The sequence below is a fragment of the Ensifer sp. SSB1 genome (genome assembly GCF_016652895.1).
GTDB lineage: Bacteria > Pseudomonadota > Alphaproteobacteria > Rhizobiales > Rhizobiaceae > Ensifer.
The window spans coordinates 15188-39815 of record NZ_JAEPRP010000006.1; the positions used below are offsets into that span (position 1 = coordinate 15188).

Consider the following 24628-nt stretch of genomic DNA (forward strand, 5'->3'; position numbering starts at 1 on the left):
AGATTGCTTTGCGTTCGTCCTGATTTTCAAGCCAACGGCCGGTGTCCCTGACGCCGGCCGTTTCAGTTGGGTTCGCCGAGCACCGACAGGGGCGAGATCACAGCATTCGGCCAGGAGCCGCCGACGAAGAAGCGCAGCCTCTGTCCGGCATTGAGCGTGTCGATGAAGGTTCCGGCGAGCGCGAGGCTGCCGCTGCGATAGGGAATGACGCCGTTGACCGAAAGGCTGCCGGTCTGGCCGGTGAAGAGCGCCTGGTTCAGGCGCGCCGACCCCTGGCCGAAGCTGGCTTCGATGTCTGCCGTCTGGAAAGAGAAGCTACCATCGCTCGCCTGAGCCAGCGAGAAGAACTCGCCCGCCCTCACCAGGTCCGCGAAGGCGTTTGCGTCAAAGCCGGTGAGGCTGCCGTTGGCAAGCGAAAGCCTGATGCGGCCCGAAGCCTCGGCGGCCTGCTCGGTCCAGAACGGACGATCAGTCACCAGATCGAAATTGACGTTGCCTCGGCCGGTTGGAATCGGTCCGGTAAATCCGAAATCCGCAAGCGCTGCCGCGAGGTCGGCATTCTTCAGCACAAGCTCCAGCTTGCCGCCTTTCGCCAATCCCGCTTCCGAAACGGCGATCCGGCCGCTAAGCCGGCCATTGGCATAGGTGCTGTCGGCAATGTCGATGGAGGCGCGCCCATGGTCGATGATGATGCCGGCGGCCAGGTCCACCAGCCGCAACGGACCGACCAGGGCTTCTTGCGCCGACAGGCGGACATCGGCACGCCAGGTCCGCACGAAAACGTCGCGAAGCTGCTTTGCAATGTCGTCGGGTTCCGACGGCAACTGGTCGATGATGGGTTGCAAGCCGTTGAGTGCAATGTGGTCGAAGGCGAGCGTGCCTTCGATCCGAGGCGTGTCGTTCGCAGGCGTCGAGATGTCGAGAACACCGGTCGCGTTGGCGCCGCCCAGGGCCACCTGCAGCTCATCGAATTTCAGCGAGTGGTCACTGGCCGTGACGCTGGCACTGAGGTTGAGGCTGCTGTCCGGCAGGGCAGGGTCGGACTTCCCCTGATACCACGCGACAAGCGTTTGCAAGGACGCGGTCGAAAGCTGGAGCCGGCCCGAATTGATCGGCTTCTGCGACAGGCTGCCAATGCCTTCGAATGAAAGGTTCAGCGGAATAGAGGCAAGCGATGTCCTGAGTGTCGTATCGCGGCCGGCAAGCAGCGCCAGCGGTTCGTTGCAGTCGAGCGTCCAGCTCACCAGCTGACCGCCAAGGCTGCCCGAGAGCTGCGCGCTCAGGCGTTCGGAGAAGGACGGCCACTTGACCGTACCGGATATGCCGGAAAATTCATGCGTCCGATTGGTGATGAGGTCGATGACCTGCAGGCGTCCGCTTTCGACCGTGACGTCACCGAAGGGGGTATCGTCGCCGGAGGTCGGCTTCTCCGTTTTATCCAGCCAGCGTGGGCGTTGCCAGTTGAGCGTGCCATCCGTCCGTCTTTCCAGCGTCACGACCGGCTCGATCAGGCGGATGTCCTCGAGCTCCGGGTCGCCATCGATGGCGGAAAGCAGGCTGAAGGAGGCAGTGATGCTGCCGATATGCGCGAGCTTGCGCGCAGTGCCGTCCGCGGTCTCGATGGTCGCCGAACGCAGGGTGAGGGTCGGGTGTGGCCAGAAGCGGATCTCGGGCTTGCCTTCGATGCGAGTTTTCCCGCCGGACCAGGCGTCGAGCATGTGCTCCATCGTCGGACGCACATCGGTGGTCGAAATCAGCAGGGGCAGGGCGGCATTGTAGCCCACGGCAAGCCCGACGCCGAGCGCGGCGGGCCAAAGGAAATGACGGCGCCTCAGCCGCGACCACAGGCGTGCGTCGCGCATCGTATGCAGGAAATTCCGTATCATGTCTGCCTGGTCGCCGTCGCTTGGATCACGCATGTTGGATAGGCCTTCGGTCCTCAGAAATCAAATGCGACAGACAGGAAACAGACAGGTAAATGTCGCCAGCGCGATGCCGATGCGACCGCGGGTGCTGTTTATTTTGCGATGCAGCATGGTATAGAGGGCGTGGAGCAGGAGTGGAGGAAAGCATGCAAGCAGAGCAGCCGTTGTGGGTTCCGAGTCCCGAAATCCGTGAACACAGCCCCATGGCCGAATTCATCGCCTGGTGCAGCGAACGCTTCGGCCTGACCTTTGCGGATTATGACGCGTTCCATGCCTGGTCGGTGGCCGAGCGCGGCGATTTCTGGACTGCTGTCTGGGACCATTGCGGCGTCATCGGCGAACGCGGCGTGACGGCCCTCGTCAACGGCGACCGGATGCTCGACGCGCGCTTCTTCCCCGAAGCAAAACTGAACTTCGCCGAAAACCTGCTTCGCGAAACCGGTAGCGGCGACGCGCTCGTCTTCCGTGGCGAGGACAAGGTCAGCTACCGTTGGTCCTGGGATGACTTGCGCGCCCTGGTCTCGCGCCTGCAGCAGGCGCTGAAGGCGCTGGATATCGGTCCCGGCGACCGTGTCGCGGCAATGATGCCGAACATGCCGGAAACCATCGCGCTGATGCTGGCGACAGCCTCGATCGGAGCGATCTGGTCCTCCTGCTCTCCCGATTTCGGCGAACAGGGGGTTCTCGACCGGTTCGGCCAGATCGCGCCAAAACTCTTCATTGCCTGCGACGGCTACTGGTACAACGGCAAGCGTCAGGACGTCGATGCGAAGGTGGGCGCCGTTTCCAGGGCCCTGTCGGTGCCGGCGCTGATCGTCCCCTATGCCGGCGACAGCGCCGCGCTCGCCGCCTCGGTTGAGAACGGCCGGACCCTTGAGGCTTTCATAGCGCCCTTCGCGGCCAAGGCCCTGACCTTCGAACGGCTGCCTTTCAGCCATCCGCTCTACGTGCTGTTTTCATCGGGCACGACGGGTGTTCCCAAGTGTATCGTTCATTCGGCCGGCGGCACCCTGCTGCAGCACCTGAAGGAACACCGTTTCCATTGCGGTCTTCGCCGTGGCGAAAAGCTCTTCTACTTCACCACCTGTGGCTGGATGATGTGGAACTGGCTGGTCTCAGGCCTGGCGGTTGGCGCCACGCTCTGCCTCTTTGACGGCTCGCCTTTCTATCCCGACGGCAACGTGCTCTTCGACTACGCTGCTGCCGAGAAGTTTGCCGTGTTTGGCACGTCGGCCAAGTATATCGATGCGGTCCGCAAGGGTGGCTTCGTGCCGGCGAAAACGCATGACCTCTCGACCCTGCGGCTGCTCACCTCCACCGGTTCGCCCTTGTCGCCGGAAGGTTTCTCCTTCGTCTATGAAGGCATCAAGTCGGACGTCCAGCTCGCTTCGATCTCCGGCGGCACGGATATCGTCTCCTGTTTCGTGCTCGGCAATCCCCTGAAGCCGGTATGGCGCGGCGAGATCCAGGGACCCGGCCTCGGATTGGCGGTCGACGTCTGGAATGATGAGGGGCAGTCCGTGCGCGGCGAAAAGGGCGAGCTCGTCTGCACCAAGGCGTTTCCGTCGATGCCGGTGATGTTCTGGAACGACCCGGACGGCGCCAAGTATCGCGCCGCCTATTTCGAGCGCTTCGACAACGTCTGGTGCCATGGCGACTTTGCCGAATGGACTGAACATGGCGGCATTGTCATTCACGGTCGGTCCGACGCGACGTTGAACCCGGGTGGCGTGCGCATCGGCACCGCCGAGATCTACAATCAGGTCGAGCAGATGGAAGAGGTCGCAGAAGCCCTCTGCATCGGGCAGGATTGGGAAGACGATGTGCGCGTCGTTCTGTTCGTCCGCCTCGCATCGGGCCTCGCACTCACCGATGATCTGACGAAGGCGATCAAGAACCGCATCCGCATCGGCGCGTCGCCGCGCCACGTGCCAGCGAAGGTGATCGCGGTCACCGATATTCCCCGCACCAAGTCGGGCAAGATCGTCGAGCTCGCCGTTCGTGATGTCGTGCACGGCCGTCCGGTGAAGAACAAGGAGGCGCTCGCCAACCCCGAAGCGCTCGACCTTTTTGCCGGGCTCGAGGCCCTTAAGAATTGAGGGCGCGTTAACTTCTTGGCGCTCCCGGAATTAACCAAGCCTTCAGACTTGCTGAAAAATCACTAAAATTGCGGAGTCGCCTGGTAAGGTCTTGTTAAGAATTAGGGGCGCATGGTCATGTCAACTTGAGGCCGGTCGATGTAGTTCGGCGCTTGGCAGCGATGCCGCCGCTGACATGATGTCATCCCTTCTCGAGCACTTGTTGGTTTAGCATTCGACTATCGAGGTGGCCTCCCAGCCACCTTTTTTTTGTGCCGTTGCTGCCGTCGGAAGAGAGCGGAGCAGGCCTCGCCAGTCGATCAGGATCGCCCTTCGAGGGACCGCGAAACGGCGATGACCGGGATCATGCCGGCGATGACGATGATCATCGCGGCAACCGAGGCATCCTCGACCTTCGCCCGCGACGCGTCCTCGTAGACGAGGGTGGCGAGCGTGTTGAAGTTGAAGGGGCGCAGCATGATTGTCGCCGAAAGCTCCTTCATCGTTTCGATGAAGACGAGCAACGCCGCCGTCAGAACGGCGGGACGCATCATTGGCAGGAGCACGGTGCGCAAGGTCTGTCCGCCCGTGCGCCCGAGCGCGCGCGCGGCCATGTCGAGATGCGGAGAGAGCTTCTGGAAGCCGGCTTCGAGCGAGCCTTCCGCCATGGTGAGGAAGCGCACGCTGCAGGCGTAGATGATGGCAAAGCCCGTACCCGTCATCATCAGGCCGGTCGAAATGCCGAAGGTCTCCCGCATGCCGGCGTCGATCGCATTGTCGAGGGCGGCGAGCGGAAAGAGCACGCCGATCGCCAGCACCGTGCCGGGCACACCGTAGCCGAAGGAGGCGAGCCGCCCGGCCGTGTCGGATACCCTGGAATGCCCGGTGCGGGCCGCATAGGCCAGCACGAAGCCGAGCAGCACCGTGACCATCGCCGTCGCACCCGAAACCAGGATGCTGTGGAAGAGCGCGTTCAGAAGACGAGGCTCCAGGAACTGGTCGATTCGCTTCAGGGCAAAGTTCCCGAGGATGAAGAACGGCACCGCAAAACCGGAGAGGACGGGCAGGAGGCAGGCGAACATTGCCGCCCATTTCTTCCACCCGGTGAGCGACAGCCGGACAGCGTCATGCACGGCCGAGGTCGTCTTCTGGCTCGAAAAGCGCTGGCGGCGGCGTGCGGCCCGCTCGATCATCATCAGGCCGATGACGAAGACAAGCATGATGCAGGCGATCTGTGCAGCGCCCGCGAGACTGCCGCGATTGAGCCAGGTATCGAATATCGAGAAGGTCAGCGTCTGCACGCCGAGGAACTCGACGGCGCCGATGTCGTTGAGGGTCTCCATCGCCACCAGCGTCAGGCCGATCATGATCGCCGGACGGGCCATCGGGATCTGGATGCGGAAGAACACCTTCAGCGGACCGGCGCCGAGTGTGCGCGCGACGTCCGCAGCCGCTCGTCCCTGCATCAGGAACATCGAGCGGCAGGCGAGATAGATGTAAGGGTAGAGCACGGAGCTCAGCACCAGCACCGCGCCGCCGAGCGAGCGGATATCCGGAAACCAGTAGTCGCGGCTTGTCTTGAAGCCGAAAATGAAGCGGATCAGGCTCTGCACCGGTCCGGTAAATGTGAAGAGCTCACCGAAAGCATATGCCGCGAGATAGGCGGGAATGGCGAGCGGCAGTACCAGGGCGGCGGACAGAAATCGGCGAAGCGGAAACTCGCAGCTTGCGGCCAGCCAGGCGGTCAGGATGCCGACAACCGCTGTGACGGTACCGGTCAGCGAAACCAGGAGCAGCGTTCGCCCGGTCGCCCGCGGAATGACGTTCTCCATGAGATGCGGCCAGTTGCCGCCTCCGCCTGATACGGCGAGCCACGCGATCGCGATGATCGGCATCAGCACGATTACCGACGTCAGGCCGGCCCAGGTCGCCAGGAGTGGATGGGAAAGACCGGTCCCTGCACGTGCAAGACGCCGCTTTGTTCTCTGAGTGGTGGACTGCAATCGATCGATTCCGAAGCGAGACGGCAGGAAAGCCAACCGGCGGCCAGCAAACTGGCCGCCGCAAGTCAACATTTCCTTATAACATCCGGTCTCAGTTCGCCAAGACGCGTTGTGACGGGAAGGAGATTTCCACCAGCGTACCTTCGTTCGGCGCGGAGGTGATCGAGAAGTGCGCCCGGTTCGCTTCCGCCATCGCCTTGGTCAGCGGCAGACCGAGCCCGGTGCCGTCGCCGCGCTTGCGCGCGCCCGTCGTCACCTGCCGGAAAGGCTTCATCGCCTGGTCCAGCTCGCTGCGCGTCATGCCGACGCCGGTGTCACGGATCCTCAGGATCACGCTGCCGTTCGCCTCGTAGGAGGTCGAGACGACGATTTGCCCGCCCGAGGGCGTGAAGCGGATGGCGTTGGCGAGGATGTTGAGCGCGATCTGCTTGATCGACCGACCATCGGCGACGACGTTCGGCACGGCTGCCGAAAGCGAGGTGCGGATGATGACGCGCTGGCTGTTGGCCTGCGGCTGGACGAGAGACACGGCCTCTGAAACCGCATCGTTGATCTCGACTGCGCCGAAATCCAGCTCCATCTCGCCGGCTTCGATCTTCGAGATATCCAGGAGATCGTTGACGATATCGAGCACGTGGCGACCGGATCGGCCGATATCGCCAGCATATTCGATATAGCGCGGGTGACCGACCGGACCGAAATGCTCGCTTGCCATCATGTCGGAAAAGCCGATGATCGCGTTCAGCGGCGTGCGAATCTCGTGGCTGACGCGCGCGAGGAACTCGGTCTTGTGGGCGTTTGCCGTCTCCGCTGCGCGCTTGGCGTTGCGGAGTTCTTCCTCCGTCCGCTTCCACTGGGTGATGTCGCGGATCACGGCGCAGAAGCCGTTCGATGCGGAAAGCCTGCCGATGGTCATGAAGAGCGGAATGAAGCCGCCATTGGCTTCTCGCCCGATCACTTCGCGACCGTCGTTCAACACGCTAGCGACGCCGTGGCCGGAAAGGCCGTGCAGGTAGTCGATGACAGCCTTCTGGCTCTCATGGGCAAAGAGCGCCGCAAACGGCTTGCCGCGGATCTCACCCTCGTCATAGTTGAAAAGCGCGCTCGCCGAACGGTTCACCGAGCGGATATCGCCGTCATGGCCGAGAACGACCACGCCATCGGTGGCCGTTTCCAAAATGGACTTGAGTTCGTCGATTTCCGTCTTCAGGCGGTCGACCTGTTCGCCGGCTGCGAGCGCTTCGTCATCCTTGGCCGGTTGGGCGTTTGGTGCGCTTGCCGCGGTCAACGCCAGCATCAGCGCGCTCTTGCCGTCCCAGCGGATCGAGTGCAGGCGGGCGGTGACCGGTCGCAACTGGCCGTCCTTGCGGATCAGCGTCAGCGTGCCGTCGGGCTCGCCGTCGATTGCTTCCTCGCCGTTGGCAAAAAGCGCATCTATACCGCCTTCGTCGGCGAACGCGTCGAGATCGCCATAGGCCGTAAGCCGCAGGAACTCCGGATTGGCGTGCAGCAATTGGTCGCCGCGATGGACGAGCATGCCGATCGGCAGGCTGTCGAGGATCTCGCCGCTGAGACCGATATCGGCCGTTTGCTGCTGGACGTCCCTCTCGCCGGCGTGTGCGTGTGTCTCCGCGTCAGGCTCGGTTTCGCCTTCGCTTGCCTCGACAGGCGCTGCGTCCTCGATCTCCGGCTCACCCAACGGGGGCTGCTGCGAAGCGGTGCCGTCGCTCTCGTTCGGGGGGAGGTGCTCGGCCGTTGTCGCGTTCACTGTTACGGCGCTTTCCGGCGCGGCTTCTTCCTCTTCAGCCGGTTTGCCGAAATCGCCAAGTTGCCGGGCGATCTCGCGAAAAGCCGCCTGTTCGCCACGCGTCAGCCCGCTCGATGCGCGGTGCTGCTCCAGTTCGATGACCTTGTCGGAGGTTCTCCTGCCCGGCGTCTCGATGACGCGCAGGGCCGGACGTTCGCCCTGGAAGGAATCCGTGGTGGAGGCGGGCTCTTCGGCAACGCCGTCTTCGGCTGGAAGGTCGGCGGTGGCTTCCGGCTCGGATGAGAACAGCTGCAGGTCTACGGCTTCGTCCTCGTTGCCTTCACCCGCGACAGGCTCCGCCGCGGCTGCCGGCGGCGCTTCTTCCTGCACCTGCGGTTCGTCCGCAACCCGGCTTTCGCCCTCTACCTCCTCGGTCGGACCTTCGCTCTCACCCCGTTGCGGCAATGGGGCGTCCACGGCGTCGTTCGCGAGCGAGTTTGCCGCGGCGCGGGGGCCGAGCGTCAGGCCGTTGGCATTTTCGTCCTCGACGGCATCGGCAAGGCGCACGATGCCGAAACCGCGGAAGCCATCGAATTCGCGCGAGCGGGAATAGGTGGGTAAAGCCGCAAGGTCAACTGGAACCTTGAGGCTAGTGCCTTCAACCGGCCAGAAGATCGTCTTGCCGGACCAGGTGTCGCGACGCTGCAGCAGCGTGCCGATCTTGTGGTCGCGGTCGAGATCGTAGCGCGCCGCAACATCGGTGAAGCTCGCGCCGATCACATCGGCCGAGCGCGGGCCGACCGCGGTCGCGAATTCCTCGGAGATTTCGCTGAAGCGCCCCTCGGCATCGATCTTCCAGACGAAACGCACTGCACGACCGCCGGGCGCGAAGACGAAGTCTGTCTGCTCCGCGAGAGCCGTGTCCTCTTCGCCGATTTCGCTCGTCTCGCCTTCTGCCTGGACCTCCCCTGGGGCCTGGGCCTCCGCTGGGGCTTGGGCCTCCTCGGGGACAGCGGCTTGGGCGGCGGTCCCTGTGGTCTCGCCGTTCAGGTCTTCGCCGTCGGCCTTGTCCTCGGACGGCGCAATTATCGCATCAGCGGTGGTGCTGGACGGCTCGGGCTTGACGACGACGGCCTCTGCAATGCCCGCTTCGTCGGCGACCTCGGCGACCTCGGCGACCTCGGCGACCTCGGCGACCTCGGCCTGTGGCTCAACGGCCGATGCCTCCGGTTCGTCTTCCGTTTCGTATGGCTCGTCGGGCGCAAGGCTTGCTGCCGGTTCGTCGCCCATCTCGTCAGTTGCCAGTTCGGTGTCGGCCGCGACCCCGCTTTCGTCCGGATGCTGATCCTCGACGGGCGGCAGCACCGGAACCTGCTCGGCAGCAGGAGAATCCTCCTCGGGATCGAGGGTGCCGAGAATGGTCTCGACGGCAAAGAGCAGATGCAGCGACGGATCATCGGCGATCTTGCCGACGGCCGCCGGCAGATGCCCCTTGCGGGTGGCAACCGGGCGCTTGATCAGCCAGTCGTGATCGCGCGAGACGGCGACGATGAGTTGCTTGCGGGTCTCTTCCGACATGCCAAGGTCGGGGAAGCCCGGCGAATGGGCGACGATGGCGCCTTCGCCATCGAGCACCGCCATGTGGGTGTCGGGACCGTCAAGGCCGGCAATCATGCGCGCGGCCCGATCCTCAATCGAAAGCGGTGCGCCGGCATGCGGCGCGGTAAAGAGCACGGCGTCCTCGTCCGGCCGAACGCGGATCATCTCGACGGCGACATTGAGCGGTGTTCCGCGGAAGCCTGAGTACTTGCGGATCGAAAGCTGGCGGCGATCGCCGACGCGCGCGAGCTGTGCGGCCGCAGCGCGTAGCTGGCGCAGCGAAATATCGTTCTGTTCCGGCCCTGCATCGATGAAGTCATAGATCGACGCGGCGCCGAAGAAAGCGGCGCCCTGATCGTTGGCCCAGAGAATACGTGCGAAATCCCGCGAAAACAGGATCGCCGCATCGCCGCGCGCGAAATGCTCTCGCACCCGTGCATGCACGGCGATATCGATGAAGGGATACTGTCTCGCGGGCATGGACTGGCCTATTGACGGATCACTTACGGGTTAACACTCTATTAATACCCGGCGGACCCGCGAGGGTCCAGCGACGCCCGAAGCTTCGTCACGGCTTTCACCGCGCAAGGTTAATGCTCGGGATTTTTGTGCGCTGCACAATTTTATTGCAATGCACAAGGAACTCGACTATATAGGGCGCATCAAGCAACGGCGCCTCAAAAGAGGGCCTGACACCAAGGAGCGCTTTCATGGCTACCAAGAAGACCGACGACGTATTTTCCCTTTCCTCGTTCGACCCGGCGAAGTTCACCGACAGCTTCCGCGATTTCGCGGAAAAGGGTGCCGTCCAGTCGAAGGAAGCCTATGCCAAGATGAAGACCGCTGCCGAAGAGGCGACGAAGACCGTCGAAGCCACGCTTGAAAGCGCTCAGACCGGCACCGTCGAACTCGGCCTCAAGGCGATCGATGCACTGCGCACCAATGCTGAAAACTCGCTCTCGCACATGGAAGCGCTGCTTGGCGTGAAGTCGCTCTCCGAACTCGTCGAACTGCAGACCGGCTTCATCCGCAAGCAGGCCGAGCTCGCTGTCGAGCAGGCCAAGACGATGCAGGAAGCCACCAAGAAGGTTGCCGAGAACGTCGCAAAGCCGGGCAAGGAAGCTGCCGAAAAGGCAATGTCGTCCTTCAAGAAGGTCTAACTCGACCGATCGCGCCCGCAGGCTGGCGGCGACAGATCGCTGTTGCCCCTGGGACCGGCGGGTGCGCCGAAATTCAAAAAGACCGGATGGGTTGCCATCCGGTCTTTTTGCGGGATAATCTCAAGTTAAGGCTTGCAAAGCGACGGAAGTCTCCGTATGTGAGCCGCCAAGCGACACACAAGTCGCTAGCAGTGCGGTTGTAGCTCAGTTGGTTAGAGCGCAGGTTTGTGGCACCTGAGGTCGTAGGTTCGATTCCCACCAACCGTACCATTTCTTCCCTATCTCATTGATGTCGGGGCATTTTGCCAAACGTTCGGCGCGAACCACGCGCGCTCTCAAAACAGCTTGGCCATCGCCCTCAACGCCACCGCGTCCTCTACGCCGTTCTGGTAGAGCTCGATCAGCCGCACTGCCAGCGCCGTCGCCTCAGATGAGCGGCGCGGGAGATTTCTCTCGCGTATCGCATCCTTGAAGACGTCTTCGATCTTGATGAATTCACCCGGCAGGATTGGCCTGCCCGTAACAGCGACAAGCATCGTTCCATCCTCCTTCCTCGAATCCGAGTGCGAAGCGTCTGCGGGGCGGGCCATCTGTTGGTTGCGGCCGTCCGCAGTCAACGCACGGGGTTCTCCCATCGAGCAGAAACGCCGAGACACTGCGCTCTGTTCCTGCGGCGCCGATACCCATATCGGGTTATTCGGCCCGGCTGGCAGCCGGACGAGAGCCAGTCCGGTTGCGCGAACTCTCTAAGGTGCGCCGGGGAGGGAACCGCCCATTCTCCTCGGGTGTGAAGACTGCTGCCGGCTGCCTTCAGTCTGAATAGACATCAGGGCCATCCATCGATAAAATTTCGAGAAGGGATTCTCGGAAGGCGCCGCAATCCATGGCCAACGAATCCATCATGCGCAGGCTCGCCGCCATCCTGGCTGCTGACGTCGTCGGCTACAGCCGGCTGATGGAGCGTGACGAGAAGAATACCTACAGACAGCTTATGGCACGCTGGAAAGAGGTGCTGGAGCCGCTTGTCGCCACCCATCGGGGGCGGGTCTTCAAAACGACGGGCGACGGCGTGCTCGTCGAGTTTTCCAGCGCCGTCAATGCCGTCGAATGTGCCGCAGCACTCCAGCGGGCCATGACGGCTGCAAACAGGGACGTTCCGGCGGAACAGGCGATCGTGCTGCGCGTCGGGGTCAACATGGGCGACATCATGGTCGCCGACAGCGACCTTTATGGCGATGGCGTCAACGTCGCGGCGCGGATCGAAGCGCTCGCCAGACCCGGCGGCGTGGCGATTTCGGACGGGGTGCACGAATATGTGCAGGGCCGCATCGACCTCGATTTCATCGATAGCGGCCACCATGAAGTCAAGAATATCGAACGCCCGGTGCACATCTGGAGCTGGTCGCCGGACGAATATGCAGATGTGCCCGTGAGGGTTGTTCCCGAGGCGCCGCCGCAGATCCCGAGTCGGCCCTCCATCGCCGTGCTGCCGTTCGACAACATGTCCGGCGATCCGGAACAGGGCTACTTTGCCGACGGCATCACCGAGGACATCATCACAGACCTTTCGAAAGTCTCCGGTCTCTTCGTCATCGCCCGCAATTCCTCCTTCGCCTACAAGGGCAAGTCGCCGGATATCCGTCAGGTGAGCCGCGATCTCGGCGTTCGCTACGTGCTTGAAGGCAGCGTGCGCCGCGCCGCCAACCGCATCCGCATCAACGCCCAGATGATTGACGGCACGACGGGCGGCCATCTCTGGGCCGAGCGCTACGACCGCGGCATCGAAGACATCTTCGAAGTTCAGGACGAAGTGACCCGCACCATCGTCACCGCGCTGAAAGTGAAGCTGACGGCCGGCGAGGAAGAGCGACGCGAGAGCCGCAACAAGGTCGATCCGCAAGCCTATGACATGCTCGTGCGGTCGCGACAGGCCATTCTGCGGTTCGAGGCTGCCTCATCTGCCGACGCACGCAACATGCTGCAGCGTGCCATCGCCATCGACCCGGGTTTGGCCGCAGCCTACGCCTCCCTCTCGATCATTGCACTTACGGATTACATCAATCGGTGGAACGGCGGCACCGTCGACAACGTCGCGCGGGCCTTGGAGCTGGCACAGAAGGCCGTCGATATCGATGACAACGAGCCACATGGCTATCACGCGCTCTCGCTCGCGCTCTGCTGGCAGAGGAGTTTCGATGAAGCCGAGCGGGCAGCGCAGCGGGTGATCGAACTCGACCCCAATTCCGCAAGCGGGCACACCGCGCTCGGTACGATCAGGGATTTCCAGGGGCAGTTCGAAGCCGCGCTGCCGTTCTACACCCGGGCCCATAGGCTTGACCCGCAGTTCGACCTTTCGCTGCATTTTCTGGGGCGGACGCTGCTCAATCTCGGCCGGTTCGATGAGGCGGAGATTGCTTTCAAGCGGCGTCTGACGCTGGCGCCGCGATCGGACATGACGCGGTTTTATCTCGCCTGCCTCTATGGTCGAACCGGGCGGCATGAGGATGCGCGACGCTACTGGCACGAGGTATTCGAGGTTAACCCGGATTTCTCGATCGAGCACCTCAAGCGGGCCATGCCCTATCGTGATCCCGGCGTGCTCGGCCGGCTCGCCGATGGTTTGCGGGACGCCGGCATCTCCCTCTAGCCACCAGCTTTCGAAACCTGTCTGTCAGACGAAAATCTGGTGTTCTGCCGTCACCAGTTCCTGCAGGAAGGCAACCACGGTGCGCACGCGAACGAGGTCGCGGGCGCTTTCGTGATAGGTCGTCCAGTAGGCGCGGCGGATGGTCGTCTCCGGGAGGATGCGCTGGAGTTCCGGTGTGTGGCGGGCGATGTAGTTGTGCAGGATGCCGATGCCGGCGCTGGAACGCACCGCTTCCGTCTGCCCGGTGGCGCTGGAGATCTCGAAGGAGGCATCCCAGCTTCGCATGATCTCCGCGGAAAAATTCAGCGACGGGGTGAAGATAAGGTCTTCGACATAGCCGATGCGGCGATGCTCCCTGAGATCGTCGATCGTTTGCGGCGTGCCATGTTTCTCAAGATAGGCCGACGAGGCATAAAGGCCGAGGGTGTAATCGGTAAGCTTCGAGGAGACGAGGCGTCCCTGTTCCGGGCGCTCGATGGTGATCGCGATGTCGGCCTCGCGCTGCGACAGCGAGAAGGAGCGCGGCACCGGCACCAGCTGCAGTTTTAGTTCCGGATAGCGGGCCGTCAGCCGCCCAAGGCGTGGCGCCAGGAAGGAAACACCAAAACCGTCGGGCGCGCCGATGCGGACGGTGCCGGCGATCGCCGTGTCGATCCGGCCGATCTGCGACTGCGCCGCCAGCATCTCGGTCTCCATCCGTTCGGCTGCCGCCAGGAAGATCTCTCCTTCAGCCGTCAATTCGCAGCCGTTCGGCCGGCGCACGAGAAGCCGCGTTTTCAGTGTTTCCTCAAGCGCCGTCACCCGGCGGCTGAGGGTGGCATGGTTGACGCCAAGCCGTTTTGACGCCGCAAGGATCTGTCCGGTGCGCGCCACGGCTAGAAACATTCTGACATCGTCCCAGTTCATAGTGTCGAGACCTCGGTCTGCAGCCGTGGACTTTGATTTTTGCACAACGGTTGCTGAATATCGGAAATTGATTTGTTGAAATCGTAGTGCGATCATGCCGCCACAATCAAGGTCTGGAGGAACCAACCATGTACGAAATCGGTCATTTCATCGATGGCAAGCGCGTTGCCGGCACCAGCGGCCGCGTCAGCAACATCTTCAATCCGGCAACCGGCGAAGTGCAGGGCACGGTAGCGCTCGCCAGCGACGCGGAGCTGGCGGCAGCGGTCGCAAGCGCCAAGGCGGCGCAGCCGAAGTGGGCTGCCACCAACCCGCAGCGCCGCGCTCGCGTCTTCATGAAGTTCGTCGAACTCCTGAACACGCACATGAACGAGCTTGCCGAGATCCTCTCGCGCGAACACGGCAAGACTGTCGAAGACGCCAAGGGTGACCTCGTCCGCGGCCTGGAAGTCTGCGAATTCGTCATCGGCATTCCGCATCTGCAGAAGAGCGAATTCACCGAAGGTGCCGGCCCGGGCATCGACATGTACTCAATCCGCCAGGCCGTCGGCGTCGGCGCGGGCATTACGCCGTTCAACTTCCCGGCGATGATCCCGATGTGGATGTTTGCTCCGGCGATCGCCTGCGGCAACGCCTTCATCCTGAAGCCGTCCGAGCGTGACCCGTCGGTTCCGATCCGCCTCGCTGAACTGATGATCGAAGCCGGCCTGCCGGCCGGCATCCTCAACGTCGTCAACGGCGACAAGGGCGCGGTCGACGCCATCCTCACCCACCCGGATATTGCCGCCGTTTCCTTCGTCGGCTCGACGCCGATCGCCCGCTACGTCTATGGCACGGCGGCGATGAACGGCAAGCGCGCCCAGTGCTTCGGCGGCGCCAAGAACCACATGATCATCATGCCCGACGCCGATCTCGACCAGGCCGCCAACGCGCTGATGGGCGCCGGCTACGGTTCGGCCGGCGAGCGCTGCATGGCGATCTCGGTTGCCGTACCGGTCGGTGAAGAAACGGCCAACCGCCTGATCCAGAAGCTGACCCCGATGGTCGAAAGCCTGCGCATCGGCCCCTACACCGACGAAAAGGCCGACATGGGCCCGGTTGTCACCAAGGAAGCCGAACAGCGCATCCGGAGCCTGATCGACAGTGGTGTCGAGCAGGGCGCGAAACTCGTGGTCGACGGCCGCGATTTCAAGCTCCAGGGCTATGAAAACGGCCACTTCATCGGCGGCTGCCTGTTCGACCATGTCACGCCCGACATGGACATCTACAAGACGGAAATCTTCGGACCGGTTCTCTCGGTCGTTCGCGCCAAGAACTACGAGGAAGCCCTCGACCTGCCGATGAAGCACGAATACGGCAACGGCGTTGCGATCTACACCCGCGACGGCGACGCTGCCCGCGACTTCGCATCGCGCATCAACATCGGCATGGTCGGCGTCAACGTTCCGATCCCGGTTCCGCTCGCCTACCATTCCTTCGGCGGCTGGAAGTCCTCGTCCTTCGGCGATCTCAACCAGCACGGCACGGACTCGATCAAGTTCTGGACCCGTACGAAGACCATCACCGAGCGCTGGCCCTCGGGCATCAAGGACGGTGCCGAGTTCGTCATGCCGACGATGAAGTAACGGGACACGATATCCTCCCGCCTCGGGGCCTCCTTCGGGAGGCCCTTTTTTGTTGCATTCGGCGATACGGCACAACTAATTTGCGAGTCGTGGGCAAGGGTCGTGAATTGACCGCTGCTCCAACGGCAGCTTGGTGGGCGGGGGCGCACCAGACGAATTGTGTTGGATCATGTGCAGCCGGAGTGCCGTTGCGGCGCGGCCGGTGCACAAGGAGTGGTCAGAGGGGGGGGCCATCATGGTCGTGTCTGAAACGACGGCGCTTGAAGCAGCGCCGACGCGCGACGTGTCGATCGATTTTCACCGCTTCTCATTCATGGGCAGCGCCAAGGAATATTTCGGCATCTGGATCGTCAACGTGTTTTTGACGATCGTCACGGTTGGCATTTATTCCGCCTGGGCGAAGGTTCGGCGCAATAGGTATTTTTACGGAAATACGGTTCTGCTCGGTCGAGCCTTTGAATACCATGCCAAAGGCAAGCAGATCCTGATCGGGCGGGTGATCGTTTTCGGCTATCTGATCCTCTACAATCTCCTGCTGACATTCGTTCCGATCGTCGGCATCGTCCTCTTCCTGCTTTCGCTCTTCTTCGTTCCCTGGTTGGCCGCACGCGGATTGCGCTTCAGCGCGCGGGTGACGAGCTACCGCAACGTCCGCTTCGACTTTGTCGGCACGACCGGGGGTGCCTTCAAGGCGTTCATCCTGGGCGGGTTCCTTTCCGTTGTTACCTTGGGTCTGCTGACGCCGCTCGCGAGCCGGTGGGTCGGGCGCTACGTCGGAACGAACTTGCGCTTTGGCGGCAGGGCCTTTGAGACCAATCCCCCATTTGGCCCGCTCTATCGCGGCATGTTCCTGGGCGTGGGACTTGCGCTGGCGCTTGGCCTCCTTGTCATGGCGATTGTGACGGGAACCTTTCGCGCCGCACCTGATCTGTTCGCTTCAGTCTTGGCAGACTCCGGTGACGTCCGAATGTGGCAATGGGTAATCGTGGGCGCGGGCTACGTGGGAACGATGTCTTTCTATGCGATCGTCGCATTGTTCTACAGTGCAGCCGTGCGCAACGCCGTCTGGGGATCGACGATTTTTGACGGGAAACATCGATTCCTCAGCGGCCTTTCCCGGGGCCGCTACACGTGGATCGCCATTTCAAATTTCGTCGTCACCATCCTGACGCTGGGCCTGCTGCGGCCTTGGGCGGTTGTCCGCATGGCGCGCTACAAATGGACCCTGACGGGCGTGACCGTCTTTGGTGCCGTCGGAACTTTGATGAGCGATATCGAGGCGCAAGCGTCGGCGGTTGGCGCGGAATTCATGGATTTCGAAGGGTTCGATTTTGGCTTCTAGCAGCATCGAGATCGCCCGTGGCGAGTGGCATCCGGCCGGTTCGAGCCGATCGGTGCCCTCGCGACTCCTGGAAGAGGGCGGCAGCCTTAGGGCTGTGGACGACGCGAGCACCGAACTCGCAAGTGGTGCCTTTGCTGCCGTCGATATTTCCGACCGCGTCGGAGCGGTTCCTCGTCGCGTCGCATTTGCGGACGGTTCGTTGTTCGAAACACCGGATAACGAAGCGGTCGATAATTTTCTGAGGCTGAAAGGCAGGGTCGACCACATCCATGAATGGGAACGCTTCCGTCCGCGTCTCCTCGCCGTCGTCGCCGCCACCGTGCTTTGCGGCATGGCCATCTACCGCTACGCGGTGCCTGCGCTCGTCGAGGTCGCGGTCCTCGTGACCCCTCCGATCGTGCCGGAGATCATGTCGAAGGGCACGATGGAAACGATGGATCGGACGCTGTTCGACAAGACACAGCTGACGAGCGAGCGGCAGGACAGGATCCGCGACGGCTTCAGGGCGATTGCCATGCAGTCAAGCCGCGGCGAAGCCGGATATACGCTCAATTTCCGCAAGGGCGGGGTGGTCGGGCCAAATGCGTTTGCGCTTCCGGACGGCACTCTGGTCGTCACCGACGAACTCACCGAGCTTGTTGGCGACGACACCGAGATGATCGTCGGCGTGCTGGCGCACGAGATCGGCCATGTCGAACTCGAGCATAGTCTGCGCCAGATCTATCGGGCGGCCGGCGTTGCCGGTCTCATCATGATGATCGGCGGCGATATTGGTTCGGGTGTCGAGGATGTCCTGGTACAGGGCGCCGGTCTGCTTTCGCTATCCTATTCGCGCGGTGCTGAAAGTGCAGCAGACAGGCACTCGGTCGAACTGATGCAGAAGGCAGGGCGAGACCCGACGGCCGCCGCGCGCTTTTTCGACCTGCTCGAAGACAAGCTCGGCGATCGCGGCAGCACCAACATCCTGTCGACCCATCCCGGTACGCCGGAACGACGCCAGGCGATCCTCGATTACGCTGCGGAGTTGCGCGCCAAGGCGCAGTAACTTCTGGCGCTTGCCGGGCATGCGGCATCTCGAAACGAAAACAGCGGGCCCTGGCCCGCTGTTCCTGTCTTGTGATCCGGCTTGTTGATCAGTCCTGCGGACCGTCGTTGTAACCGACCTTGTCGACCAGTTCCGACGCCTTCTTGCGGTTCGCCGCGATGTCGGCGAGCGGCAGTTCGTCCGGCTTGATCGTGCCGAAGGACTTCACGACGTCAGACGGTTCGGCGCCCGGCAGGACCGGATATTCGAATACCTGCTCGGCATAGATCTTCTGGGCTTCGCCTTCCGACAGGTATTCCATCAGCTTCAGCGCGTTGTCCTTGTTCGGGGCATTCTTGGCGAGCGCCATGCCCGAGATGTTGACGTGCGTGCCGCGATCCTTCGCATTGGGGAAGAGCACCTTGATGGCGGCCGCCCATTCCTTCTGTTCCGGCTCCTTCTCGTTGGTCATCATCAGACCGACATAGTAGGTGTTGCCGAGTGCCAGATCGCATTCGCCGGCGAGGATCGCCTTGGCCTGGTCGCGGTCGCCGCCATCCGGCTTCTTCGCGAGGTTGTTCTTGAGGCCCGTCAGCCACTTCTCGGTCTCGGCTTCGCCGTGGTGGGCGATCATCGAGGCGAACAGGCCGATATTGTAGGAGTGCTGGCCGTCACGCGTGCAGATCTTCCCCTTCCACTTCGGATCGGCAAGTTCCTCATAGGTGATGTCGTCCTGGGCGACGCGCTCCTTGGACGCATAGACGACGCGACCGCGGGTGGTGAGGCCGAACCAGTTGCCCTCAGGATCGCGGAAATGCGCCGGGATGTCCTTGTTGATCGTCTCGTTGACGACCGGCTGGGTGACGCCCGCATCCTTGGCTTCGGTCAGGCGGCTGATGTCGACGGTCAGGATCACGTCGGCCGGGGAGTTTGCGCCTTCGGCCTGGATGCGTTCCACGAGGCCCTTGTCGAGGAAGAGCACGTTGGTGGTGATGCCGGTTTCCTTGGTGAAGGCGTCGAGCAACGGTTTGATCAGATCGGGCTGCCGATAGGAGTAGATATTGACTTCACCATCTGCCCAGGCGGCGCTCGTCGTAAGCAGGGTTGCCGTCAGGGACAAAACGCCCATCGCTGCTCTTGAAACGGACATCGCTTCCTCCATTTTCTTGTTTGCGTTAAGTTAACAAAATCGCTCATCTTTCTGACCGCAGCGCCGTAAACAGTCAATCGGGAAACGGTTAATGCTCAAGAAGAAGTGATTTTTCGAGCTTTTTGGAATTGTTCCAAACTACGATCCGTCCTATATGATGAACTCGTGAACCTCTCGATGCCGGAGTGAATGATGCGTCTGACGAAGCAAACGAACTACGCGGTTCGCATGTTGATGTACTGCGCCGCCAACGGAGAAAAGCTCAGCCGCATTCCCGAAATCGCCAGGGCCTACGGCGTTTCGGAGTTGTTTCTCTTCAAGATTTTGCAGCCGCTGACCAAGGCTGGCCTGGTCGAGACGGTTCGTGGCCGCAACGGTGGCGTACGTCTCCCGAAGCCGGCATCGGCCATCACGCTGTTTGATGTCGTCAGGGTCACGGAAGACAGCTTCGCGATGGCTGAGTGCTTTGAGGCGGGTGAAATCGATTGTCCGCTCGTCGATAGCTGCGGCTTGAACGCGGCGCTCCGCAAGGCGCTCAACGCCTTCTTCGAAGTGCTTCAAGGCTACACGATCGACGACCTCGTCAAGGCGCGTCCGCAGATCAACTTCCTCCTCGGCCTCGAAGAGACCAAGCGTCCGCAGACGACTGCCGCCTGACAATCCCGGAACGACTGTATGTCTCCTTAAAGCGACCTCGATTTAAGGACAAAGGCATGCCGCAAATCAAAGTGCTACAGCGACTTTTGCGTGTCTGATAAGTCGCGCGGCGCTGTAGCGGAGATCGCTGGGTCTCACGCCTGCGGCAGATATTCCCGCAATATGAAATCGATCGCGGTCGGGTCGATTTCCGCCTTGTCGATACGGAAATCGGCGCCGTATTCCTCCAGATTCTGAAAATAGGGATCGGCCAGCGACCCTGAAATCACCCCGATCGGTCCGATGTAGCCCTGGTGCCGGAGCGCCGGTACCGTCTCGCGGAAATCGAGTTGCGGCTGAAGGCGGTTGTCCAGCAGGATCATCGACACCGGCTTGCCCGAGCGCAAGAACGCAAGCGCGCCTTCCATCGTCTGGCAATAGTGCAGCTCGATCTCGACGTTGCTCACCTTGCGGATCAGCGCACGCAGGATCAGGTTCTCCGTCGGATCGTCGTCAACGAGCAGGATGTGAGCTTTTCGCGTCATGACCGATACCCTTGCTGATTTGCAGGCGTCCTGTTCATTGGGCGTGGCATCATGGGATGCCACGCATCGGCTGTCACTGGATGATCTGTTCCCGGATCGCTTTCGCCACCATCTGCGTGCGATTGACGACGTCGAGTTTCTTCAGGATCGTCGCGGTGTGAGAATTCACTGTGTGCTCCGACACGGAAACGATGAGGGCGATCTCGCTTGCCGTCTTGCCGTGCGAGATCCATTTGAGGATTTCGGTCTCGCGCGGCGTCAGGCCCATTCCGGCCTTGTTGGCCAGCGCGATGCGGTGGAAATAGTCGAAGGCTGAGACCGCGTCGTAGGCAACTTCGACATGTTCGGCGCGGCCGATGTCGTCGCCATCGCCGAGAAAAAGCACGGCGTAGCGCGCGCCGGTCGCGGCTGCGTGCACGGGCACGCTGAGAAGCAGATCGAAGCCAAGTTGCACGAGCAAATTCTGGCCGTTGCCGAACCCAGGGTCGTCCGTCCGCCAGACGGAGGAAATCGCCGACCTGTGCAGCGTCTTGTAGAAAAGCGAGTCACCGAAGCGGTGGCGCTTGTCGTATTCCTCGGCAAGCCCCGACGGGAGGTCATGCAGCACCAGACGGGTGGAAAGCATGCAGGCGTCGTTCTCGTTGCCGAGCTGCAGAATGCCGAAATGGCTGAAGCCGAACCGGAGCGCCATGGTGTGGAAGATGCGAAAGAAGTCGACGCGGTTCAGCGCTTTCTCGAGCTCGTCGCGAAGATCGTACCGCCTGTGATTTTCCAGCAAAGCCGCCACGGAATGGCTATCCCCCTGTCGTCGCTCGGCAGTCTATCCGACACACCGGAGCGATCAACCGGCCAAGATCGGCGCCGGCATTGCTGGCAGCAAAGGTCATACCCGTCCCTCGGCGCACCAGCCGGAAGACGGCGAATTGCGAAAGGCGGCTGCCGGTCCCTCCCAAGGACGTCTGGGCACGTCGATTGTCTCCCCCGAATTTTGTATACATTTTATTGCACAATCCCGATGGTGATTTCTACCATAGTATCTTGGGATTGACGGAAACCTGTCGGGGCCGAATCGCAGGCCCGTGCGGTCAATGTTCTCATATTTCTCCAGCCAACCATTCGCGCTAGAATGTGAACGGGCATCCGGGGCGATCGAAGCCCCGCTGGAGGTACTGATAGGGCGTGTGGCAAACCTCGCGGAAGCAGCCGGAAAGGCTTCGTTCGAAGCTGTCGCGGCGCATTGATTCGTCAGTCAATTCTAAAACAGTGGACAGCTATCCCGGCTCTACTTGCGGGTGAATTTTTCGCATGGACAAATTTATGCGGCGACTTATTGCAATGCGACGCCAAATGTCGTTCCATCCGGCCTTGACCGGGGGGCAACGGCATTCCGCGTCAGGAAAACACGAGAACAAAAACAAATCTGGGAAGCAAAGCTCATGAAAAAGCTCACTACTCTCTTTGCAGCGACGGCGCTTGCCACGCTGATGGCCGGCTCTGCCTGGTCGAAGACGTTCGTCTATTGCTCGGAAGGTTCGCCTGAGGGTTTTGACCCGGGCCTGTACACCGCCGGCACGACGTTCGACGCGGCTGCGCACACGGTCTACAACCGCCTGCTCGAGTTCAAGAAGGGCACGACCGAAGTCGAGCCGGGCCTCGCCGAGAGCTGGACCATCTCCGACGACGGTCTTGTGTACACCTTCAAGCTGCGTCCGGGCGTCAAGTTCCAGACGACCGAGTTCTTCACGCCGACCCGCGAGCTCACCGCCGATGACGTGGTGTTCTCTTATGAGCGCCAGCTGAAGGCTGATAACCCGTGGAACAAGTACATCACCGGCACTTCGTGGGAATATGCCGCCGGCATGGGCTTCCCGGAAGTCATCAAGTCGGTCGAGAAGGTTGACGACCTAACGGTCAAGTTCACCCTGACGCGCAAGGAAGCTCCGTTCCTCGCCAACATCGCGATGCCGTTCGCTTCGATCCTGTCGAAGGAATATGCCGACAAGCTGCAGGCCGAGGGCAAGATGGAACAGATGAACCAGATGCCGCTCGGCACCGGTCCGTTTGCTTTCGTCGCCTACCAGCAGGATGCGGTCATCCGCTACAAGGCAAACCCGGATTACTGGGGTGGCAAGCAGAAGATCGATGACCTCGTCTTCGCAATCACCACCGACGCTTCGGTCCGCTACCAGAAGCTGCAGGCCGGCGAATGCCACCTGATGCCGTTCCCGAACGCTGCCGACGTCTCGAAGATGAAGGCTGACCCGAACCTGAAGGTGATGGAACAGGCTGGCCTCAACGTCTCCTACCTCGCCTACAACACGACCCAGGCTCCGTTCGACAAGCCGGAAGTGCGCAAGGCGCTGAACAAGGCAATCAACAAGCAGGCAATCGTCGATGCCGTCTTCCAGGGCGCAGCCCAGCCGGCTGTCAACCCGATCCCGCCGACGATGTGGTCCTACAACGACAAGATCGAAGACGACACCTACGAGCCTGAAGTCGCTAAGAAGATGCTTGAAGACGCAGGCGTCAAGGACCTGTCGATGAAGCTCTGGGCAATGCCGGTATCGCGTCCGTACATGCTGAACGCTCGCCGTGCAGCTGAACTGATGCAGTCGGACTTCGCCAAGATCGGCGTCAAGGTCGAGATCGTCTCCTACGAATGGGCCGAATACCTCGACAAGTCCAAGGCCAAGGATCGTGACGGTGCCGTCATCCTCGGCTGGACCGGCGACAACGGCGACCCGGACAACTTCCTCGACACGCTTCTCGGCTGCAACGCTGTCGGCGGCAACAACCGTGCACAGTGGTGCAACCCGGAATTCGACGCTCTCGTGAAGAAGGCGAAGGAAACCTCTGACCCCGCAGAGCGCACCAAGCTCTACGAAGAGGCGCAGGTCGTCTTCAAGCGCGAAGCGCCGTGGGCGACGATCGACCACTCGCTCTCGGTCGTACCGATGCGCAAGAACGTCGAGGGCTTCGTTCAGAGCCCGCTTGGTGATTTTGCCTTCGACGGCGTGGACATCACCGAGTAATTTAGTTAACTGATCCTTAAGGGGGCGTTTGCCGAAGGCAAGCGCCCCTCTTTGCATCCACTATAGCGACCCGAGTTCCAGCTGGAGCGCAAAAGGTCGCTGTGGCATTTCGACTTGCTGCACGCTTCGCCGTTGAGTGGGAAAGCATGCAGTGGTGCCAGCGGCGGGATACAATGCCGCGGCAACATGGCGCGGGGTTTAAAATGTTCCGATTTCTCTTGGGGCGACTGGCTGTCCTGATTCCGACTTTCGTCGGGGTCTCCATCATCGCCTTCTCCTTCATTCGCCTTCTTCCGGGCGATCCGGTCGCGCTGCTTTCGGGCGAGCGCGTCATGTCGCCGGAGCGACATGCGGAAATCTCACACGCACTCGGCTTCGACCGGCCGATCGTGGTGCAATATCTCGATTACCTCTGGGGCGTGCTCCATGGTGATTTCGGCACTTCGATCGTGACCAAGAAGCCGGTCATCGACCAGTTCTTCGATCTGTTCCCGGCGACCGTCGAGCTTTCGCTCTGCGCGATCCTGTTTGCGGTCATCCTCGGCATTCCTGCCGGCGTCATCGCTGCGATCAAGCGCGGTTCGGCCGTAGACCAGGCGATGATGGGAACCGCTCTCGTCGGCTTTTCCATGCCGATCTTCTGGTGGGGCCTGCTGCTCATCATGCTGGTTTCCGGCATGCTGCAGTGGACTCCGGTCTCGGGTCGTATCTCGCTGATGTACTTCTTCCCGCCGGTCACGGGCTTCATGCTGGTGGACTCGCTGTTGTCGGGTCAGGCGGGCGCGTTCAAGTCGGCGGTCAGTCACCTGATCCTTCCGACGATCGTTCTCGGCACCATTCCGCTTGCGGTCATCGCGCGCCAGACACGCTCGGCGATGCTGGAAGTCCTCTCCGAAGATTACGTGCGCACGGCACGTGCCAAGGGGCTTTCGACCTTCCGGGTCGTCGGCGTCCATGCGCTGCGCAATGCGATGATCCCGGTGGTCACCACCATCGGCCTGCAGGTGGGCGTCATGCTCGCCGGTGCGATCCTGACCGAAACGATCTTCTCCTGGCCGGGCATCGGCAAGTGGATGGTGGATTCGGTGTCGCGTCGCGACTACGCCGTTATCCAGGGTGGCCTCCTGGTCATCGCCGCGGTGATCATGCTGGTCAACCTGATCGTTGACCTGCTCTACGGTCTCATCAATCCGCGCATCCGGCACTAAG

At 61.8% G+C, this 24628-nt stretch carries 17 protein-coding genes and 1 tRNA gene; 10 read left to right on the forward strand and 8 right to left on the reverse strand.

Translation table 11 applies throughout. From position 1 onward, the window contains the following. Positions 1 to 62: 62 nt before the first annotated feature. Entirely contained in the window at positions 63 to 1919 is a 1857-nt protein-coding gene (locus tag I8N66_RS02425; protein WP_291149266.1) for an AsmA family protein, read from the reverse strand. Between the two features lie 152 nt (positions 1920 to 2071). Between I8N66_RS02425 and I8N66_RS02430 the strand changes: the two genes are divergently transcribed. Continuing rightward, positions 2072 to 4024 (forward strand): acetoacetate--CoA ligase, encoded by a 1953-nt coding sequence (locus I8N66_RS02430; RefSeq protein ID WP_291149269.1) that lies wholly within the window; start codon positions 2072 to 2074, stop codon positions 4022 to 4024. A 299-nt stretch (positions 4025 to 4323) separates the two neighbouring features. Here I8N66_RS02430 and I8N66_RS02435 read toward each other — a convergent pair whose 3' ends face one another. Together I8N66_RS02435 and I8N66_RS02440 are read right to left on the reverse strand one after the other, a co-directional pair. Beyond that, complete coding sequence (locus tag I8N66_RS02435; RefSeq protein WP_291149272.1) at positions 4324 to 6006, reverse strand: iron ABC transporter permease; 1683 nt, start codon at positions 6004 to 6006, stop codon at positions 4324 to 4326. Positions 6007 to 6097: 91 nt separating this feature from the next. After that, positions 6098 to 9832 (reverse strand): PAS domain S-box protein, encoded by a 3735-nt coding sequence (locus I8N66_RS02440; protein WP_291149273.1) that lies wholly within the window; start codon positions 9830 to 9832, stop codon positions 6098 to 6100. 230 nt (positions 9833 to 10062) lie between these two features. On the opposite strand from I8N66_RS02440, the gene I8N66_RS02445 reads away from it, so the two are divergent. Both I8N66_RS02445 and I8N66_RS02450 read left to right on the forward strand, forming a co-directional pair. Beyond that, positions 10063 to 10512, forward strand: coding sequence for a phasin (locus I8N66_RS02445; protein WP_113536373.1), 450 nt, complete (start codon positions 10063 to 10065; stop codon positions 10510 to 10512). A gap of 193 nt (positions 10513 to 10705) precedes the next feature. Then, positions 10706 to 10782 (forward strand) — tRNA-His (locus I8N66_RS02450). 65 nt (positions 10783 to 10847) lie between these two features. Here I8N66_RS02450 and I8N66_RS02455 read toward each other — a convergent pair. Further along, positions 10848 to 11048, reverse strand: a complete 201-nt coding sequence (locus I8N66_RS02455; protein ID WP_162768674.1) for a hypothetical protein — start codon at positions 11046 to 11048, stop codon at positions 10848 to 10850. Between the two features lie 347 nt (positions 11049 to 11395). Between I8N66_RS02455 and I8N66_RS02460 the strand changes: the two genes are divergently transcribed. Further along, a complete protein-coding gene (locus tag I8N66_RS02460; RefSeq protein ID WP_113536371.1) occupies positions 11396 to 13159 on the forward strand; it encodes an adenylate/guanylate cyclase domain-containing protein in 1764 nt (587 codons plus the stop codon). A 24-nt stretch (positions 13160 to 13183) separates the two neighbouring features. On the opposite strand, the gene I8N66_RS02465 is transcribed toward I8N66_RS02460, so the two are convergent. After that, on the reverse strand, positions 13184 to 14065 hold the full coding sequence (locus I8N66_RS02465) for a LysR family transcriptional regulator (protein ID WP_113536370.1): 882 nt from the start codon (positions 14063 to 14065) through the stop codon (positions 13184 to 13186). A gap of 128 nt (positions 14066 to 14193) precedes the next feature. On the opposite strand from I8N66_RS02465, the gene I8N66_RS02470 reads away from it, so the two are divergent. The 3 genes from I8N66_RS02470 to I8N66_RS02480 all read left to right on the forward strand — a co-directional run bounded on the left by I8N66_RS02470 (position 14194) and on the right by I8N66_RS02480 (position 18077). Further along, positions 14194 to 15690, forward strand: a complete 1497-nt coding sequence (locus I8N66_RS02470; RefSeq protein WP_113536369.1) for a CoA-acylating methylmalonate-semialdehyde dehydrogenase — start codon at positions 14194 to 14196, stop codon at positions 15688 to 15690. A 235-nt stretch (positions 15691 to 15925) separates the two neighbouring features. Continuing rightward, positions 15926 to 17032, forward strand: coding sequence for a DUF898 family protein (locus tag I8N66_RS02475; RefSeq protein WP_291149281.1), 1107 nt, complete (start codon positions 15926 to 15928; stop codon positions 17030 to 17032). After that, the gene (locus tag I8N66_RS02480) at positions 17022 to 18077 is read left to right on the forward strand and encodes a M48 family metallopeptidase (protein ID WP_291149284.1); all 1056 of its coding nucleotides are present in this window, start codon (positions 17022 to 17024) and stop codon (positions 18075 to 18077) included. The genes I8N66_RS02475 and I8N66_RS02480 overlap by 11 nt, the downstream gene beginning before the upstream one ends. Before the next feature lie 88 nt (positions 18078 to 18165). On the opposite strand, the gene I8N66_RS02485 is transcribed toward I8N66_RS02480, so the two are convergent. Beyond that, positions 18166 to 19206, reverse strand: coding sequence for a Fe(3+) ABC transporter substrate-binding protein (locus I8N66_RS02485; RefSeq protein ID WP_113536366.1), 1041 nt, complete (start codon positions 19204 to 19206; stop codon positions 18166 to 18168). A 192-nt stretch (positions 19207 to 19398) separates the two neighbouring features. On the opposite strand from I8N66_RS02485, the gene rirA reads away from it, so the two are divergent. Then, positions 19399 to 19863 (forward strand): iron-responsive transcriptional regulator RirA, encoded by a 465-nt coding sequence (rirA, locus tag I8N66_RS02490; RefSeq protein ID WP_113536750.1) that lies wholly within the window; start codon positions 19399 to 19401, stop codon positions 19861 to 19863. 134 nt (positions 19864 to 19997) lie between these two features. Here the strand turns inward: rirA and I8N66_RS02495 are convergent, their stop codons facing one another. Both I8N66_RS02495 and I8N66_RS02500 read right to left on the reverse strand, forming a co-directional pair. Then, complete coding sequence (locus I8N66_RS02495) at positions 19998 to 20387, reverse strand: response regulator (RefSeq protein WP_113536365.1); 390 nt, start codon at positions 20385 to 20387, stop codon at positions 19998 to 20000. A 73-nt stretch (positions 20388 to 20460) separates the two neighbouring features. Then, complete coding sequence (locus I8N66_RS02500) at positions 20461 to 21174, reverse strand: helix-turn-helix transcriptional regulator (RefSeq protein ID WP_113536364.1); 714 nt, start codon at positions 21172 to 21174, stop codon at positions 20461 to 20463. 649 nt (positions 21175 to 21823) lie between these two features. On the opposite strand from I8N66_RS02500, the gene I8N66_RS02505 reads away from it, so the two are divergent. Both I8N66_RS02505 and I8N66_RS02510 read left to right on the forward strand, forming a co-directional pair. Further along, positions 21824 to 23419, forward strand: coding sequence for an ABC transporter substrate-binding protein (locus tag I8N66_RS02505; protein ID WP_113536363.1), 1596 nt, complete (start codon positions 21824 to 21826; stop codon positions 23417 to 23419). Positions 23420 to 23622: 203 nt separating this feature from the next. Then, complete coding sequence (locus tag I8N66_RS02510; RefSeq protein WP_077962292.1) at positions 23623 to 24627, forward strand: ABC transporter permease subunit; 1005 nt, start codon at positions 23623 to 23625, stop codon at positions 24625 to 24627. The last annotated feature ends 1 nt before the right edge of the window (position 24628 follow it).

What these genes read in the sequence shown, in the direction of transcription:
- I8N66_RS02425 (WP_291149266.1), bottom strand. Translation starts at nt 1,919, where the DNA reads ATGCGTGATCCAAGCGACGGCGACCAGGCAGACATGATACGGAATTTC.
- I8N66_RS02430 (WP_291149269.1), top strand. Translation starts at nt 2,072, where the DNA reads ATGCAAGCAGAGCAGCCGTTGTGGGTTCCGAGTCCCGAAATCCGTGAA.
- I8N66_RS02440 (WP_291149273.1), bottom strand. Translation starts at nt 9,832, where the DNA reads ATGCCCGCGAGACAGTATCCCTTCATCGATATCGCCGTGCATGCACGG.
- I8N66_RS02445 (WP_113536373.1), top strand. Translation starts at nt 10,063, where the DNA reads ATGGCTACCAAGAAGACCGACGACGTATTTTCCCTTTCCTCGTTCGAC.
- I8N66_RS02455 (WP_162768674.1), bottom strand. Translation starts at nt 11,048, where the DNA reads ATGCTTGTCGCTGTTACGGGCAGGCCAATCCTGCCGGGTGAATTCATC.
- I8N66_RS02460 (WP_113536371.1), top strand. Translation starts at nt 11,396, where the DNA reads ATGGCCAACGAATCCATCATGCGCAGGCTCGCCGCCATCCTGGCTGCT.
- I8N66_RS02465 (WP_113536370.1), bottom strand. Translation starts at nt 14,065, where the DNA reads ATGAACTGGGACGATGTCAGAATGTTTCTAGCCGTGGCGCGCACCGGA.
- I8N66_RS02470 (WP_113536369.1), top strand. Translation starts at nt 14,194, where the DNA reads ATGTACGAAATCGGTCATTTCATCGATGGCAAGCGCGTTGCCGGCACC.
- I8N66_RS02475 (WP_291149281.1), top strand. Translation starts at nt 15,926, where the DNA reads ATGGTCGTGTCTGAAACGACGGCGCTTGAAGCAGCGCCGACGCGCGAC.
- I8N66_RS02485 (WP_113536366.1), bottom strand. Translation starts at nt 19,206, where the DNA reads ATGTCCGTTTCAAGAGCAGCGATGGGCGTTTTGTCCCTGACGGCAACC.
- rirA (WP_113536750.1), top strand. Translation starts at nt 19,399, where the DNA reads ATGCGTCTGACGAAGCAAACGAACTACGCGGTTCGCATGTTGATGTAC.
- I8N66_RS02495 (WP_113536365.1), bottom strand. Translation starts at nt 20,387, where the DNA reads ATGACGCGAAAAGCTCACATCCTGCTCGTTGACGACGATCCGACGGAG.
- I8N66_RS02505 (WP_113536363.1), top strand. Translation starts at nt 21,824, where the DNA reads ATGAAAAAGCTCACTACTCTCTTTGCAGCGACGGCGCTTGCCACGCTG.
- I8N66_RS02510 (WP_077962292.1), top strand. Translation starts at nt 23,623, where the DNA reads ATGTTCCGATTTCTCTTGGGGCGACTGGCTGTCCTGATTCCGACTTTC.